Here is a 14,266-nt window from a genome sequence, read left to right as displayed (position 1 = left end):
TTTTTTTTTTTTTTTTTTTTTTTTTTTTTTTTTTTTTTTTTTTTTTTTTTTTTTTGTTTTTTTTTTTTTTTTTTTTTTTTTGGGGGGGGGGGGGGGGGGGGGTCCCCCCCCCCCCCCCCACCACAGCAACAGCGACATGCCTACGGGCCGTGCCCGCCCTCCAAGTACTGCACGCATAGGCTGCGGGCTTTGCGACCTGAGCGTTCATCGATAACGCACCCATCATCTCTGGCAAGCAGAGGACAGTCTCCGGGGTTCCTAAGGGTGCGGCCTGGAAGGTGCTACCTCCGCACTTGAGGTAACTTGTGACCACGCTCGTGATCATTAGCCAGCGGGCGGTCTCGGTTCAATGCCGGGGCTGCCAGTTGGAGTCCTACTCGCAATCATCCTGTCGTTGAAGCCGGAAGTCCTCGGCAAGATCAGGAAGGGAGTGAGTTCGACTATGAAGATCGTCAAGAAGATGCACACCTTCATCTCGATCCGTGCCATCCTGGCGGCTGGAGTAATCGGTAGCTCGCCCGCCTCTAATGATCACGAGCGCTTCGAGTCACAGGTCAACGCCGCCAATCCGCTCCCGCCTCAGACGACGTCGGCACGGGTAAGCGACGGTTGGCGTGGCGGAAGCTCAAGATCATCGGGCCAGGGGGCGCCGCAAGGCTTCCGGTTCATCGCCTTCCTGCGACCGGATGGGGATCGGTGTTGCGGCTGATTATGGCTCGTGGACGATGACGATCCCAGCCACCGAGTCGGTCACCCATCGAGGCGGCCTCCGTCCGGCCAGAACGTCTCGGACATAGTCAGGCGGGCGGTGGCGCAGCCCGCCGAGCACATGCGCGAGGTACGGCACGCTGAAGTGGCCCCGGTCTGCCGGAAGATCGGTGAAGACGGCCTCGTCGACGATGTCCGCACGATCGGCCACGGCAGCAGAGAACTGGCCTCGACGCATCTCGTGAACGGGGGCTAGCAGGACCTTGACGATTCGTCTAGCGCCGGCCTGCGGGTTGCGCATGAGCTCGGCGACCTCTGGAGCTACCTCGACCAGCGGCTCCAGTGGTCGCTGGGGCCAGTGAGGGTCCGCGAGGTCCTCAAGCGGCAGGGAGTGGTGGAACACCTCGGCAGCCAAGGTGTCGTCGGCGAAGGACAGATGCTGCTGCGCGAGGATGCTCAGGACGACGGACACACCGGCTCGCTCACGCTCGCGGCAGCTCCCCTCATTAGAGTGTTTCAGCCCGCACTCAAGGTCTTGCCGGTAGTCCGGAGTACCGCAGTACAGGACGTGGGTAGCCGGGACGCCGAACTTCCGCGACGACCTGACGAGAGTATCGATCTGCCGGGGAGAATCTTTTCCGGATTGGTAGCCAAGATCGAGGTGCCACCGGCCACTGGATTCCCGTTTGAGAATCTTTGCCTGGGCGAGCATTCCGAAGCTAGTGCCGTCGCGTTCGATCCACCACCAGAGCCAGTCGGCGCCGACCTGGTTCTCTTGCCGCTCCGTGAACTCGACGAACTCGACATCTGGATACACGTTCGCCAGCAGGATTTCCGTAGCGGCGACCTCACGCCACTTGCCCTTGGCCCGCAGCGCCCCTGCCACATGCTGGTCAACCGCCAGCCGTCCACGGCGAAATGCCGTGTGAGAGTCAGGAAACCCCCGTTTACCGGCCCTACCGGAGACCGCATCGAGACGCGGAGCGTCGTCCAAGGATTCTCCTGAGATGAGTCTCTGCTACGTGCGCACCCTAGTACTTCAGCCCTAGATCGCAATCTTGCCGGGCCGGCACTGGTTGCTGGTCCCCCGCAACCGGCGGACCAGCGAGTTGGCCTTCTACCGCTGCTACGCCCCCGTCCCCGTGCCGCTGGCGGTTTTGGTTATGGTGGCGGGGCGTCGGTGGACGATCGAGGAGCCCTTCCAGACCGGCAAGGGCCTGACGGGCCTGGACGAGCATCAAGTCGGGTGGTGGACGTCCTGGTATCGGTGGACCACCCTGGCCGTGGTCACCGCCCGCGAGCGAGCCGACCAGCCGACCGAACCTGAGCTGGCACCACTGACGCTCGGCGAGATCCGGCGTCTGCTTGTCCGCGTGCTCATCCAGGCCGCCCACAACGTGACCCATCTGCTGTGCTGGTCCCGCTGGCGACGACGTCACGAGGCTCGCGCCCGGGCCAGCGATTACCGGCGGCAAGCCTTTCACGAGTCATGATCAGGGTCTACGGCTGGAGTATTAGGACACCTGTGCCTTTCAGCGTCATGCACGGGCACAGTCACCCAGCTCGGCGTAAGCCTTTAGCAACCACTCGGCGACCTGGACGAGTTGGGTGCCGTCGCTTCCGGTCAGATCCCGTAACTCGACTCCCTCGGTGTCACCATCGGCGACGACGTCACTGGCGTCGAAGTCGCGCCCAGTTCGGCCGAAGATCTCACGCACGAGGTTCGGCTGGGGACGTTAGCGCGTGTTCATGGTTGAGTGCGGCCGACAAGGTCGGGTCCGCACGCGAAGCCTCCCTCCAAGGAGAAGTGCGGGGCCGGCCGTCGGACGAGAGAAGGGTGCCCTATGAATGGGAACCGCAAGGTCGCCTGTGGGGACGGCGGCCATACCGATGAGATCGCCTACGAGTACGCGCCGGAGGGCCGGTGGGCGATCATCAGGCACTACGGGACATGGAAGTCGGCGAGCAGGACGCCTCAGCACGAACTGCGCTGCCGGCGGCACGATGCCCCCCTCTATATCCAGGTGGCGGATGCCGAGGTGGGCATCTTCCTCGGGGGCGTTCCGTTCCTTGAGCATCCGGAGTATCTCGCCGCACTGGAGCGCCAGGACCGGGAGATGGCCGAGCTTCCTGTGCTCTCCTGCACTCGCAGGGTGGAAGCCACGGGAGACGGCAAGGCCATGGTGGACGGCCTGGTGATACCACGAGGCCGGTATCGGCTAGATGTCGAAGATGGTCTTCCCCACGTGCTCATCGCACCGTGACCGACGCTTGAGAGCTACGGGATGACATGGTTCCATCCTCGGCGTCTGATCAGAGCTGTGGGTGGAACCATGTCTCTCTGGGCGACTCGTAGGGGTGCCCTCACTCAGGGCACTATGTCCCTGCTATAGCGACGGTCCCAGATCTTGAGGAGTTCATCTTCCCGCTCTCTCAACAGCCCGTGGTGAGACTGGCGATCGTAGGCGGAGGGGCCGCCGCTCTCCTTGAGCCAGGTGTGGGTGTCACGAACGGTGTCCGCGATGGCCCGGCAGGTAAGACCGACTGCTGTCGCCTTCGTGGAGTCCACCGCCCACGTCCCCTCAGGAGTCCGCCACAGTGGAATCTCCGTCCACTGCCTCACGTCGTGCTCGACGAGGAATGAGTCGTCCACCCAAGTGAACTCCGCTTGCGATCCCGTCACCTTGCGACACGCATCGAGCATGCTGCCGAAGGTGGCGTGACCCTGGGGCGCGGTGACGTTGAACACCCCCGTCGTTCGGTGCTGTAGGCAGCGCAGCGTGAAGGCCGACAGGTCCCGGATGTCGACGGGCTGGATCGACTTGGTCGGCTGGCTCGGGGCTAGGACCCGGCCGCCCTGGGCTATCCGTCGCAGCCACCAGGTGAGCCGGCCGACGTTCTCCTGCGGTCCCAGGATCACACCGGGGCGCAGAACGGTGACGGTCCCTTCGAATGCCTCCTGTACGGCACGCTCGCACCCAGCCTTGTAAGCGCCGTACTGCGCGGCGGACCAGTTCGCCTCATCTTCGGCGGTACCAGGGGCATCCGGTGGACAATCGTAGACGTCGCTGTCCTCGTTGACCTGCTCAGCCGGCCAGCCCGGATATACGGAGATGGTGGAGAGGAAAACGTACGCGCTCGCCCTGCCGGATAGGAGACGCGCGGCGTTTCCGACAATCTGGGGAACGTAGCCACTGGTGTCGACCACCCAGTCCCACTCCCGTCCTTGGACCAAGGACGGGAGGTCTGATCTGTTCTCCCTGTCCCCGCGAACGGCCTCAACTCCGGGTACGTCGTGCCCCGTCTGACCGCGGTTGAATGTGGTCACCTGATGCCCTTGGGCGAGTGCCTCTTCGACGAACACTCTGCCTACGAAGCGCGTCCCGCCGAGCACCAGAATCCTCATGTCTCCGATCATCATGCAAGCGGGCAGTGGCGTCGACAGGATCACCATGCCCTCGGCGGCCAGCAGCCTTCCGATCACCCCTCCTGGTACCCTCCCGGCTGGCCATCCTGCTTAATCGGGCGCCTCCAGCGATGCACTCCCACTGGTAGAGCCGCTGGCGCCAGGGCCGGACGTTACCCCGACTCAAGAGCTGCTAAGGCACACTCACAGATGTTCTCGCGGGGAGTTGCCAGGACCCACATGACTACTCGCAATCAAATCAGCAACCCCTATTAAGAGCCCACCTATAGAATGCCGCCCCCATTCAAGTGCGACAATCAGGCTCATTCTCTTTACATTTACCCCCCCCGACACCCACCGCCTTTGACCTGATAAAACATGGCAAGAATGGACTCAACCTCGTTGATTCGATCTCCGTTTCGCGGTTCAATTGGATTGACCAAGAAAACGGTGACACACGCGATTGTGTGTTGCAAGCCAATCGGAGAGCGATCATGTCGAACGGAGTTCCCGGGAAATGCGTTCCCGTAAACGTCCCCGGTGCCAGCCTCAACCCTGAGGACATGGCGCGCGTAACGGCGGATGACTGGGCAGAGATTCAGAGGCTCGCGCGCGGCTACTGCCGTACCGTCGATGCAACGCGTTCACGTAAGCGCATGGACGGAAGCGCAACCATCGTCAAGGGCGGGCACGCGCCGTACGGAACCGACGATGTATCGGACGACGTCACACAGGACGCCGTTCTTCTCTTCGCTCAGCGCCTGCGTGACGTACTCGCGTCCTGCGCCCCTGCCCCGGACAGCGGTCCTACTCGGCAGACTCAGGCATGGGTCTATGTCCGTAGGGACGGCGGAGAGATGACGATCACTCGTACGACTCTGCAAAGGTGGGCGGTTCGCGATGCCGCCGCGCGAAACGGCTATCGGGTCGACGTTCCGGCGGATGAGATCGACGCGACGCCGGGTGCTCAACTCATGCGCGGTGTACCGCGTACGGAGACGGTTACGGGGGCGACAGTGGCGTTCTGCGTGTCTCAGCACAGTGCAGAGATGTTCCGTACGGCGTTCGGAGATGGCACGGACTTCCCCGTCCTGCGTCGGGCTCTCAGCATCGCGGCTCAGGCTGATGACCTGGGACGTGCTGGCGTCCTCGCCAAGACTGCGCAGGCTCAGCACGGCGGAGCGTACGGCTCCCGTCGTGCCGTGATCCGGGTACGGGACGCCGGACGAGCCGAATGGCGAGAGCTGTCGGCCCGCATGGACGACGCCAGGAGCGCCATGGTGTACGGAGGCACCGAACCCACAGAGAACTAGCCAGAAAGCCGCTACAGGGCTCCGGAGGACCACTCCGGAGCCCTTTGGTTATCGGCGCAATATGACGCTCCCACCGGTCGGACTCAGATAAACAATCTTGGGAACGGCGGACGGTCGAGAGGTCACAGGACCCGTATTTAAGTGAGAGCGAAATCCGCCGGAGCGCGTCTCACGCGTTCGGCGGGTTGCTTGTTCTCCCGGGTCGTCATGTGGCTTGCCTAGGGCGGCAAATGCCGGGCCGCTGGCCGCTAGCACAACGCGCGATAACCTTGGTAAACGTCGCCGGGTGCGGACGGTCGGGCGGTTCCGGCCACCGTATTTAAGTGAGAGCGAAATCCGCCGGAGCGCGTCTGACGCGTTCGGCATGGTGTTCGCTCACGCGTCCGTTCTGTCGCTTGCGTAGTCGTACGGCAGACCGGGCGACGGCCGGAACGGTCGGGCTGTCGGTGCGGCGTGCGCGGCAATGCTGCGGAAATGTTGCCGTGCGCGGACGGTCGGGCCGTTCCGGCCACCGTATTTAAGTGAGAGCAATTCGCGCCGAGAGAGCACCGGGCACACCCCGGCCGCGACGCGCGGGAAGCCTCCGTTCTCAGCGTTCCCGCCCTCCCGGCTCACTGCCATGCCCGGCAACAGCACAAAGGGGGTGATCGTATGGAGGTGAGGTCTGCCGGCCCGCCGGGCTGGGCTGTGGGAGACCTGACGGTATGCGGCGGGGGCCGCGTGATGCGCGTGGCCGCGTTGGGTGAGGTTCGCCCGGACACGGCGACTCTGGTTTCCGCCGCTGATCCCGGCGGCGTGCGTGAGTACGTGGTGACGGTGGCGCTCACGCCGATGCCCACGGCGGCCGAGGTGATCACCTGTTACGGCTGCCTGGCCAAGACCCATCTGTGGATCGACGCCACGCACACCAACCGGACTTCCGGGGCGCGTGTGCGGTTGATCCGGTGCTCACGCTGCTACACCGATGCTCTCGACTTCCGGGACTGCGAGATCCACGCGGTCAGCACGACCGTACAACCGCATCATCTGGCCCGCCGTCGCCTGTACTGACGGCCGCCCTTCCACCTTTCTGAACCTATGGAGTCGCCATGGCGATGACGCATGCCCTGACCCTGCCACCCGCGTGGATCATCAGCTCCCGGCTGGTACCCGCATGGCAGATCGACACCGATCACCTGTTGGAGGTGGAGGCCGCCGGACGGACCGATGAGGGCCGGATCCGCTGGCGATATCGGCTGTCGCGGCGCCGCCGCACGATCTTCGCCGCGTCCGACATCTGCTCGGGTGTCGGCGCGGTTCTGACGCCCGGTGAGCTGATCAGCGCGGCCCGGACGATCCTGCACTACCTGACACTGCGACCGGGCGACACCGACGCCGACTATTTCGACTCCTACACCAGGGCTCAGCTGGAGTGGCGCGACCGGCACGCCGAAGAGCTGTCGATCTACGCCATGGACGAGTGGTGCGGCTACTGCGGCGGCGACCACGCCTCGCCCGGCTGCCCGGCCCGCCACTGAAAGGGGGCACGATCATGGGACGTTGGTACGGGCTCTGGCACGGCGGCAACGGGTACGGCCCGCCGCAGCCGGATGACCTGGAGGAGTTCTCTTCCCTGGCCGATGCCCAGCACACGCTGGCCGATCGGCACCGGTACGGCTACTGGCAGCGCTCGCACTTCGCCTTCACCCGCCGTGAGGCCGCCGACGTGCTCACCCCGTGTGTGGGGGACGACTGCGAGATCACGCTGTACGGCTCCGCTGACGGGCTCGACTACCCCGATCGGCGGATCTTCCTTGGACCGCGCGGCGGTGTCCGCATCGAGCGCTGCTGACTGCGCCCCTTTCTCATTCCGAATGCCCTCGGCTGACCGCGCCGGGGGTTTCTTCATGTTCAGGAGGACCTCATGACCTCTGGTCTGGATCACACGGTACGGCTGAGCCGTCCGGCGGACTTCATCGCGATCGTGCCCTACATGCTGGGGTTCCATCCACAGAGCAGCATCGTCGCGATGGCGTTCGAACCAGCCGCCGACCCTCAGAGCACGGCGCGGGGGCTGCGGTTCAGCATGCGTTTTGACCTGCCGGACAACTCCGAGGACACGCCCGACCTGGCCCGGCGCTTCGCCGAGTTGCTCACCCGCAGCGGCACTGAGCGGGCGATCCTCATCGGCTACGGGCGCGGCTGGCACGTCACGCCCGTGATGGACGCCATACGCGGCTCACTGTTGGATGCGGGGATCGACACGATCGACGCACTGAGGGTCGAGGGTGGCCGCTACTGGTCGTACATGTGTCCTGATCCCGACTGCTGTTCTCCGGACGGCGTGCCGTACGAGGCGGGGACCAACCCGGCCGCCGCGGCGGCGGTGTTCGCCGGGTACGTCGCCCGGCCCGACCGCGTGGCGCTCGCGGCCATGCTCGTATCGGTGGGCGGGCAGGACCGGGAACAGGTGCGAGCCGCCACCCGGGAGGCCTGCGCTCAGGCGCGCAGCCTGCTGGCCGCTGGGGACGGTCACGACTGGTATGACGAGGGCCTTGCTCAGGTCGCCGCCGCACTGGACCGCACCCAGGCCGGGCAGGACCTTTCCGCCGAGGAGATCGCCTGGCTCGGCGTGCGGCTCAGTGCGATCTTCGTCCGCGACGCGGCCATGACCTTGATCGGCCGATACGACGACGACACGCACATCAGGCTGTGGACCCAACTCACCCGCAGGGTGGAACCGGATTTCGCCGCCCCTCCGGCCGCCCTGCTGGCGTTCCTCGCACTGCGCACCGGAGATGGGCCGCTGGCGCGCGTCGCCGTGGAACGGGCGCTGTCGGTCGATCCCCGCTACAGCCTGGCGCACCTGATCCGGACCGCCCTGGACTGCGGGCTACCGCCGGAGACCGTCTGCGGCATGGACTTCGCGGGCATGGCCGACGAGATCGCCGACAAGGCCGCCCAGCGCCCGGACGGGACCCGCCCGGTATTGCCGGTGGGGTGGTGAGGCATGGGCTACGCCTTCACCCGGTCGGTCGCCCTGATCGGCGTGTCCGCCCATGTCGTCGATGTCGCGGCGGATGCCAGGCCCGGCGACGCGGAGTTGCATCTGATCGGCCTGCCCGATTTGTCGGTCTGGCCTGCTCGCGCCAGGATCCGGGCCGCGATCCTCAACAGCGGAACATCCTGGCCGGACGCGAGGATCACGGTGAGCGTGTCACCGGTGATCCCGCCAAACTACGACGCGGCGGCCGATCTCGCGCTGGCCGTGGCGCTGCTGGCCGCCGCCGGTGCCATCCCGCCCGAACGGATCGCCGGGCGGGTGTTCCTCGGCGAACTGGCGCTGGACGGCGGGATACGCCCCATCAGAGGCGTCCTGCCCATGGTCAGAGCTGCGGTCCGGGCCGGAATCAGCAGAGTCGTCGTCCCCGCCGACTGCGCTCGGGAGGCGGCGCAGGTGCCCGGCGCCGTGGTGATGCCCGCAACCCGGCTGGCCGACGTGGTCGACCAGCTCCGCCACGGGACCCTCCGCGACCACCACGGCCAGGAGCCGGAACCTGCGCCATCATCGTCCTTCGCCGTCGACCTGGCCGACGTGCCAGGCAACCAGGCGGCCCGCCGCGCGTCGGAGGTCTGCGCGGCGGGCGGGCACCACCTGTTCCTGTCCGGCGACGGCCCGGCCACGATGCTCGCCGAACGCCTACCGGGCATCCTGCCGCCGTTGACCGACGAGGCCGCCCGGGATGTCGCCGAGATCTACTCGCTGGCCGGACGCTCCCACAGGGCGCCGGGGATCACGCCCCCGCTGTCCGCGCCGCACCATTCGGAGACTCCTGCGGCCATCTTCGGCAGCGTGGCGGCCAACCACCCCGGTGCGCTCTCGCTCGCCCACCTCGGCGTACTGCATCTGGCCGACGCGCCGGAGTTCGCCCGCACGGTCCTGGACGGCCTGTGCCGGCCAATGGACAGCGGACAGGTCCACCTCGCAGGGCAGGGCCGGAGCATTCGCTACCCGGCGCGGTTCACGCTGGTTGTCGACGCCCGCCCCTGCCCATGCCTCGAACAGCGGGAGTGTGCCTGCACACCGGAGGCAAGGCGCCGCTACCGGGCACGCCTCGCCCTGCTCCTGTCGCGCGTCGCCGTACACGCGCCTGTCGAATGGGGGGATCGCGGGGCGCGGGCGGGTGAGCCGAGTGCGACGGTGGCCGCGCGGGTACTCGCCGCGAGAGCGCGGGCGGCTCACCGGCTGGCCGACACACCGTGGCGGACCAACGCCGAGATACCCGCGTCAGACCTGCGGAATCGCTTTCCCGTCGCACCGGAGGCCGCCGAGCTGCTCGGATCGGCGTTCAGCACCGGGCTCGTGACGGCCGACGGGCTGCCCCGGCTGTTGCGCGTGGCCTGGAGCTGGCAGACCTGCGCGGCGCCAACCGCCCACAGGCCGACGACGCGTCGGGCGCCCTCGAGTTGTGGAAGGGGGCAGACAGCGATGGAGCCCGGTGACCGCGTCCTGGTCCGCCCCTCCTTCCACATCCCGGTGCGGCCGTGGTGGACGGAGTCCTACGAATCGCCCTTCTACTACCCGGGCACGGTGACCAAGGTCAACGAGCGACGCAGACGCGTCCGCGTGGAACCGGACGATGGTGGGCGCTCGTCGCGGCGGCACTCGCAACTTTCATGACCTTGCTGAACAACAACGTGGTCAACGTGACGCTCCCGACGTTGTAGCACGACCGGACCGCTGCCAGGAATGCGCCAGGCCCGGCCGGGACATCTACCGATTTCGCGCCAAGCAAGAGCGTATGCGGAGCGAAGAGCAGCCTAAATCCGCTCAGATTTCAGCTCGACGGGCGCTGTCCTGAGTGATAAAGCACTCGCCATATCCGCTGTACCTGAGCCGTCCATTCAGATCAGCACAGGTGGCGGACGTTCGGGCCACACCGCCACCCGCATTCACATGTAAGCCGAAACCAACCGGAAACCGTAGCGGCCACATGCCCGCCGGTTGATTCACTGCGCTCTTTTTTGGGAGCGAGATACCGCTTGGGTCAATTCAACGTCTTGAAAGGAGCCTGCCCATGAACACATGGGAGGTCGAGGAATTGGTGATCGAAGTCGCGGAACACCTCGGCGGCTTCACACCGCTGATCCGGGCCGGACACCCGGCCTACCTGCTAGGCCCGGCCGGCGCCCGGCTCGTCGTCCACCCACTGTGGAGCCAGAGGGGTCGCATCCGGGTGCTCGGTGTCTTTCCCGACGGAAGCAGAAGCGTCCTGCCGGACCAGAAGCGACACGAGATCACCGTCACCGCAGCCCGAGGTGCCGCATCCATCGCCAAGAGAATCGAGCGGCGCCTCCTGCCCGGCTACCGGACCGACCTGGCGACTTGCCGGGAACGCCTCGCCGCCCGAGCCGTTCAAGACGGCACCCGGGCCGAACTCGTCGAGGCCCTCGCCGAACTGCTGCCCAACGCGACGCTCACTGAGAACGAGCGCGCGACCGTCATTCGGTGGCGGCTGAGCGCCGCCTCCGGCACCTTCACCGTCCACGGCGACGCCACCACCTCGATCCAAATCCACGCCGCCGATCGCGAACTCACCGAACGCATCGCCGACGCCGTACACCACCGCGCCAGCTGACCACCGCAGCGAGCCGAGTCACCACTGCTGCCCTTCTCATGCACAGCGAACGGAGAAAGACCGTGTCCAAGGAGACGCTGGAGTGGCTGAACGCCAACACACTGATCGGCTACACCGACAAGCGCGGCACCGCCTGGCACTACCGCGCCAGCATGCAAGGCGAGGAGCCCAACCACTACCGCGGGCCCATCCCCGTCGACGATGTCAAACGCCGCCTGTTCGGCTGGGACGCCCTGTCGCGACCGATCTACGTCGAAGATCCCGTCACTGGCGGTCTGGCCGCCGTCCCCGAACGGCAAGCCATCGTCCGCAGCGACACCGGCCACGTCATGGGCATCTTCTCCGACGCCTACGAGCCACATCCGTACGTCGAGTGGCTGGTCAACACCATCTCCCGGCTTCTGGACGACGACCTATCCATCGGCTCGGCCGGGCTGCTCAAGGGTGGAGCGGTCGCCTGGGTCTCGGTGGAGGTACCGGAGAACATCACCACTCCCGAAGGCGTCGAGTTCCGGCCGCACCTCATCGGCGCGACCTCATTCGACGGCTCGCTGGCCACCACGTTCAAGAGAGTCGTCACAAACGTGGTGTGCGACAACACAATGGCCGCCGGCCTCGCCGAGCGCGGACAGCAGGTGAAAATCAAGCATTCGAAGCACTCCAAGCTGCGCCTGAACGAGGCACGGGACGCGCTCAACATCGTCTACCAGGTCGCCGACGACTTCGCCGAGCAGGTCAAGCGGCTGTGTGAGACGAGCGTGAGCGATCAGCAGTGGGCTGCCTTCCTGGACGAAGTCGCGCCCGTGCCGGACGAGCGTGGCCGGTCCCGGAGCCTCGCCGAGAACAAGCGCCAGGCGCTCGACCGCATGTGGCGCTACGACGACCGGGTCTCGCCCTGGGCCGGCTCGGGCTGGGGTGTGATGCAGGCCGTCAACACCTATGTGCACCACGAGCAGACCGTTCGCGGCGCCTGTCGCGCGGAGCGCAACGCGCTTCGAACGGTCACCGGTGGCGTCGACGACCTCGACCGCGAGACGACCCAGATGCTGGAGAAAGTGCTCCACCGTCCCGTCCTGTCCCCCGCCGCCTGACCGCTCACCTCGTACGGCCCGCCGACTCTCGCGCGGGCCGTACGAGGTATTGCGCATCCGAGCGAGACCTCATCGGGCAGGATCAGAGATGGCGACTGCTCGGAGGGCGAGATGAACGACAAGACGGCGGCCCTACTCGACGACGTTGTCTCTCGACTGGAGAAGAGCATCGTCGGCCGCGACTGCCCCGCCATCGTCGTCCTGGACGGGGACCGCAGGCTCGTGCTCAGCGACTATGACTATCTGCGCGACGAGGCGACGGCCGCCGCCTTTGAAACACGAGCCGCCGCCAAGGCCCACGAGATCGGCGCGACACGGTGGGTGCTCGCCGTACCGCAGGTGTGGGTGTTCATCCCGCCGAGCACCGTGGCCATGCGCGCTGTGTCGAACCATCCCCTGCGCGAAGGCGAGCAGGAAGCCATCACCTGGATGAGTTGCGACAAAGACGACGGTGTCGACTACGGCCGCGTCCCCTACGCTCGCCGCCCCAGTGGAGAACCTGTCTTCGACGATCCAGAAGTGTTCACAGTAGGCGTCCGCCCGCACGAGGCCATGCCGGGATTCACCCTGCTGCAGGCTTACCTCACCCGATAGATCACGGTCCCGCCTCCACACCATGGCGGACATCTAGGCTTGCCTACCCCACCACGCGACCGCCGCCAACCTGGTCAGTGCATCCGAAAACCCGAGGACCACATATAGGTATTTACCGGAAATAGGATATGGCCCGCACCATAAGTGCCCCCCTGCTGGAACTGGCGAACTAGATAAGTCATTCTGAGGTTATGGTAGACCTTCAGCAGTCTTGGGACAGCCTGTTGAGATGGCTCGTAGACAACATTACTGTTGAGCGATCATCGATGGCGGTTTCACTTATCGCGCTACTCGTTTCCGTTGTCGCCACAAGACATGCCAAGAGGAGCGCTAGTGCGGCACAGACCCAGGCCCGTGCCGCTGAAGCTCAGGCAGAATCCGCCGAGAAGCAAGTCAGAGTTGCCGAGCAACAATTACATGAAGCACAGGCAGACTCCACGGAACGAATCGCAGAGGTCTCCGCATTAGCGCAATACAGGTCCCTTATCGAGGAGTACACACCAAAAATAGTCATTGGCATAGAGCCGACGCCATTTCCACCGGAATGGGAAGCTCATGAACCAAGCAGATCAAACGAATACCCTCTATTGGACAACAAGAGAAAGCTTTTAATTTTCGATGACCATGAAAATGAGTATGATGACATCTTTTTCACGATAACGGGCATAATGCGGAACACTGGAAATGTAGCCGCCCATATTTTTTGCGATGAGATAAAGTTCATATCCGGAGAGACGTCGCTAGTCAAGGCACACATCTCCTTGCCCTCGAAGTTGAGTCACCTCGGCGACTATCTGCTCTTACCGGGAGAGGTCGCTATCTTCAAGTGGCAGGCGCGCCGCTATATGGAACAATGGATAAACATATACAAATACTCACACAGGGCAGAATTCGACGCACTCCCAGATTTGGACGTAAGGCCTGAGCGACCGACTTGTTCAATTACCATGCAAGCGGCGGGATCCACAACTGAACTCCAGACCAGAATAACAATTGGCATTGACGAAAACGTGATTCGACCACTCTGGATAGACGGCGAGAAACAGCCTGGAAAGTGGTTCGCGAAAGTAAGCCCTCGATCGCATGTACATACACACGTTAAATATGAAGCCGTTCGACTACCTACAAATCTCGAAGATTTGAGGAGGGTCCTGAAGAAAGTTAATTTTTGGAACAATCAAGTGGAGGACTAGTGATCACATTGCTATAGCGAATTGCCTAAATACAGACTCTTCAGCCTTGAAGCATAGAGAGGGTCGGTCCGCGAACGAACCGACCCCCGACCCATCTCATCGGAATCGACCAAGAAAACGGTGAGAGCGGTCGCTCATGAGCCTACGTCAGATTTAGGCAGGCGGCAGCCCGAACTCGATGCTCGCCCGCTCTCCGACGTGGGAGGGCGCATCATGGCCACTCGGGCGGCGAGGACCGCGGACAGCGCCTCGCAATCGTCGAGAGTGAGCGGGGCGTACGGGATCAGGTAGAGCAGGCCGGTGGGCCCATCGATGAGATCGATGGGCAGAGGACGTACGTAGT

General features: G+C 64.6%; 13 protein-coding genes and 1 pseudogene. 11 read left to right on the top strand and 3 right to left on the bottom strand.

What is annotated here, in order from left to right:
• Positions 1 to 709 precede the first annotated feature (709 nt).
• Positions 710 to 1,702, bottom strand: a complete 993-nt coding sequence (locus ACGFIB_RS31740) for a hypothetical protein (protein ID WP_393376764.1) — start codon at positions 1,700 to 1,702, stop codon at positions 710 to 712.
• A 67-nt stretch (positions 1,703 to 1,769) separates the two neighbouring features.
• Here ACGFIB_RS31740 and ACGFIB_RS31735 point away from each other — a divergent pair.
• Positions 1,770 to 2,201, top strand: a pseudogene (locus tag ACGFIB_RS31735) (IS701 family transposase); the annotation flags it as partial.
• A gap of 45 nt (positions 2,202 to 2,246) precedes the next feature.
• Here the strand turns inward: ACGFIB_RS31735 and ACGFIB_RS31730 are convergent.
• Positions 2,247 to 2,426 carry a hypothetical protein gene (locus ACGFIB_RS31730; RefSeq protein ID WP_393376760.1) on the bottom strand — a complete coding sequence of 60 codons (180 nt, stop codon included), beginning with the start codon at positions 2,424 to 2,426 and terminating at the stop codon, positions 2,247 to 2,249.
• Positions 2,427 to 2,552: 126 nt separating this feature from the next.
• On the opposite strand from ACGFIB_RS31730, the gene ACGFIB_RS31725 reads away from it, so the two are divergent.
• Positions 2,553 to 2,972 carry a hypothetical protein gene (locus tag ACGFIB_RS31725; protein WP_393376759.1) on the top strand — a complete coding sequence of 140 codons (420 nt, stop codon included), beginning with the start codon at positions 2,553 to 2,555 and terminating at the stop codon, positions 2,970 to 2,972.
• Between the two features lie 104 nt (positions 2,973 to 3,076).
• On the opposite strand, the gene ACGFIB_RS31720 is transcribed toward ACGFIB_RS31725, so the two are convergent.
• On the bottom strand, positions 3,077 to 4,192 hold the full coding sequence (locus ACGFIB_RS31720) for an NAD-dependent epimerase/dehydratase family protein (protein WP_393376757.1): 1,116 nt from the start codon (positions 4,190 to 4,192) through the stop codon (positions 3,077 to 3,079).
• Between the two features lie 2,030 nt (positions 4,193 to 6,222).
• On the opposite strand from ACGFIB_RS31720, the gene ACGFIB_RS31715 reads away from it, so the two are divergent.
• The 9 genes from ACGFIB_RS31715 to ACGFIB_RS31675 all read left to right on the top strand — a co-directional run bounded on the left by ACGFIB_RS31715 (position 6,223) and on the right by ACGFIB_RS31675 (position 13,923).
• Positions 6,223 to 6,477, top strand: coding sequence for a hypothetical protein (locus ACGFIB_RS31715; protein ID WP_393376755.1), 255 nt, complete (start codon positions 6,223 to 6,225; stop codon positions 6,475 to 6,477).
• 38 nt (positions 6,478 to 6,515) lie between these two features.
• Positions 6,516 to 6,944: a hypothetical protein gene (locus tag ACGFIB_RS31710; RefSeq protein ID WP_393376753.1), complete on the top strand. Its 429-nt coding sequence runs from the start codon at positions 6,516 to 6,518 to the stop codon at positions 6,942 to 6,944.
• Positions 6,945 to 6,958: 14 nt separating this feature from the next.
• On the top strand, positions 6,959 to 7,258 hold the full coding sequence (locus ACGFIB_RS31705) for a hypothetical protein (protein WP_393376752.1): 300 nt from the start codon (positions 6,959 to 6,961) through the stop codon (positions 7,256 to 7,258).
• 72 nt (positions 7,259 to 7,330) lie between these two features.
• Positions 7,331 to 8,413 carry a DUF4192 domain-containing protein gene (locus tag ACGFIB_RS31700; RefSeq protein ID WP_393376751.1) on the top strand — a complete coding sequence of 361 codons (1,083 nt, stop codon included), beginning with the start codon at positions 7,331 to 7,333 and terminating at the stop codon, positions 8,411 to 8,413.
• A gap of 3 nt (positions 8,414 to 8,416) precedes the next feature.
• Positions 8,417 to 10,087, top strand: coding sequence for an ATP-binding protein (locus ACGFIB_RS31695; protein WP_393376749.1), 1,671 nt, complete (start codon positions 8,417 to 8,419; stop codon positions 10,085 to 10,087).
• 397 nt (positions 10,088 to 10,484) lie between these two features.
• Complete coding sequence (locus tag ACGFIB_RS31690) at positions 10,485 to 11,045, top strand: hypothetical protein (RefSeq protein ID WP_393376747.1); 561 nt, start codon at positions 10,485 to 10,487, stop codon at positions 11,043 to 11,045.
• A 62-nt stretch (positions 11,046 to 11,107) separates the two neighbouring features.
• Positions 11,108 to 12,136 (top strand): DUF932 domain-containing protein, encoded by a 1,029-nt coding sequence (locus tag ACGFIB_RS31685; protein WP_393376745.1) that lies wholly within the window; start codon positions 11,108 to 11,110, stop codon positions 12,134 to 12,136.
• Positions 12,137 to 12,247: 111 nt separating this feature from the next.
• Positions 12,248 to 12,730, top strand: a complete 483-nt coding sequence (locus ACGFIB_RS31680; RefSeq protein WP_393376744.1) for a hypothetical protein — start codon at positions 12,248 to 12,250, stop codon at positions 12,728 to 12,730.
• 191 nt (positions 12,731 to 12,921) lie between these two features.
• A complete protein-coding gene (locus tag ACGFIB_RS31675) occupies positions 12,922 to 13,923 on the top strand; it encodes a hypothetical protein (RefSeq protein ID WP_393376742.1) in 1,002 nt (333 codons plus the stop codon).
• The last annotated feature ends 343 nt before the right edge of the window (positions 13,924 to 14,266 follow it).

The organism is Microbispora bryophytorum (genome assembly GCF_043197435.1).
Lineage (GTDB): Bacteria > Actinomycetota > Actinomycetes > Streptosporangiales > Streptosporangiaceae > Microbispora > Microbispora bryophytorum.
This window is presented reverse-complemented; position numbering and strand designations above follow the sequence as displayed.